We start from the raw sequence: 496 nt of genomic DNA, 5'->3' as shown, positions 1-496 counted from the left end.
TCATTTCTTATTACGGAGAAATGAAACAGTGTGTCGTTTCAATTTTCAGCTTGATCCAGATTTTTAAAGAGCAAAACTTCGCAGTGAACCTTTTCAGGTACACTCTGAAGTTTTCTTGGTTTGTTGCAGTAAAGATGGTGGAGCTATGCGGGATCGAACCGCAGACCTCCTGCGTGCAAAGCAGGCGCTCTCCCAGCTGAGCTATAGCCCCATCGAATGAATCTCTTTTAACCTTAATTCGTTTTCGGGCGCGGCGTGGTGAAGCGAAGCATACTGAAGTATGCGAGCTTTGCCACAACAAAGCACGAGAGCGAATTTGGTAGGCCTGAGTGGACTTGAACCACCGACCTCACCCTTATCAGGGGTGCGCTCTAACCACCTGAGCTACAAGCCTGCAGAGATTTTCTTACTGCTAATTTTCATCAGACAATCTGTGTGAGCACTACAAAGAACGTTTCTTTAAGGTAAGGAGGTGATCCAACCGCAGGTTCCCCTA

The 496-nt window shown here is 46.8% G+C and carries 2 tRNA genes; both read right to left on the bottom strand.

Annotated elements, in window-relative coordinates:
- Positions 1 to 135: 135 nt before the first annotated feature.
- Positions 136 to 211, bottom strand: a tRNA-Ala gene (locus tag OGY15_RS00765).
- Positions 212 to 317: 106 nt separating this feature from the next.
- A tRNA-Ile gene (locus OGY15_RS00760) sits at positions 318 to 394 on the bottom strand.
- Positions 395 to 496 lie beyond the last annotated feature (102 nt).

It is taken from the genome of Citrobacter sp. Cu231, assembly GCF_030332265.1.
Classification (GTDB): Bacteria; Pseudomonadota; Gammaproteobacteria; order Enterobacterales; family Enterobacteriaceae; genus Citrobacter; species Citrobacter meridianamericanus.
This window is presented reverse-complemented; position numbering and strand designations above follow the sequence as displayed.